Consider the following 1,328-nt stretch of genomic DNA (forward strand, 5'->3'; position numbering starts at 1 on the left):
GGGCATATGCGCTAAGATAGCTTTGGCATGGACTGAAATCTTCGCTTTCGTGGTGGCTCACGCCAACGATGTCGCAAGCTATGGAGATTTTGGCGCAGGGCTGCCAGGGGCGGCTGAGTAAAGATCGCAGCAATCAGGGAGGAGACGATCTGGCGGGTAGCGCGCCACAGCAACGGGCGCCCGTCGCTCAAGGGGGAGAGACACCAAACTCCTGCGAGAGGGGTTCGGTCACAAGCGCGATGAGGAAGTGGGCAAGAATCCAAGGCTTTGCGATCCTTGGGTCTTTGGCGGGAGGCGCACGCAGCCCGATCAGGCTCTTCAGACGCTTGAAGGCGAGCTCGATGCGCCAGCGCATGCGATAGAGCTTGAGAACCGTGCCGGCGGGAAACTCTTCCCGGTCAAGCGAGGTCACAAGGATGACGAAGCCGGCCGCAATCAGCGTCTCCGGTCGAACCTTGTTGCCCTTGGCCTTGGCTTCCTTGTTGATTTTGCGCCGCGCTTCTTGTGCGGCGGCCTCGGATTTGCGCAAGGCGATCAGGCGCATCTTCACAGCCTCGCCCTTCTTGAGGGCCAGCCGGACAGGCGTTTCGAAGACTTCGTCGCGGCGGCTCTCCAGGTAGCCGATGAGATCGAACGCCTCGCCGTTGGCGTCGAGCCATCGCGCATTCTTCCACGACGCGCGCACGACAACGTCGCCGCCTTGCGCCATGACCTTTGCGATCCGCTCGGCCTGCAGATAGGCGCGGTCGCCGATGCGGATCTCGCCCGCCACCACCGGCACGCGGTCGATCAACTCGGCCTCGCTCTGGTCGGTGATCTCGAGGAAATCGAACTGCTCGCGCTCAAGCTCGAAGGCGCAGTGCATGCGCCAAAGGCCATTGTTCTTCTTCTCATGCGCACCGGCCTTGGCAACCGCCGTCGCATCGAGGATGCGGATCAGCCGGCCTTTGGCCAAGCCTTTTTCCTCGCGCTTCAAAAGATGCCCGATCAACTGCTGCAGCCACGGCCCTGCATTGCGCAGCCGGCCGAGCAAGGCCACATCGGAGATGTCGGCAATCCCGCTCGCCGCCGCCCACGCCACGACGCCCCGCATGCCCACCTTGCCAAGGCAGTAAGCCAATGTCAGGCGCAACAGATCGCACGCCGACCGGATACCCCGCGGTCGCAGGAACGCCTTGGTCTCGCGCGCACTTTCTGCGATCAACTTTTCGCCGCCGAGAAGCGCAATCGTCTCGGCCCAGCCGTCATCAACAAGCGATTCGTGTGTCATCCTCAGCGTAGAATCACAACCGATTCCGCGCCGCAACACCTATCTTAGCGCATATGCC

General features: G+C 62.3%; 1 protein-coding gene. It reads right to left on the reverse strand.

Annotated features, from left to right (window positions below; all coding sequences use genetic code 11):
• Window positions 1–187 precede the first annotated feature (187 nt).
• On the reverse strand, window positions 188–1,270 hold the full coding sequence (locus tag P9236_RS30615) for an IS4 family transposase (RefSeq protein WP_278078205.1): 1,083 nt from the start codon (window positions 1,268–1,270) through the stop codon (window positions 188–190).
• Between the last annotated feature and the right edge of the window lie 58 nt (window positions 1,271–1,328).

It is taken from the genome of Mesorhizobium sp. WSM4884 (assembly GCF_029625675.1).
Classification (GTDB): Bacteria; Pseudomonadota; Alphaproteobacteria; order Rhizobiales; family Rhizobiaceae; genus Mesorhizobium.

Coding starts and splice junctions, on each gene's coding strand:
- P9236_RS30615 (WP_278078205.1), bottom strand. CDS start 1,270: ATGACACACGAATCGCTTGTTGATGACGGCTGGGCCGAGACGATTGCG.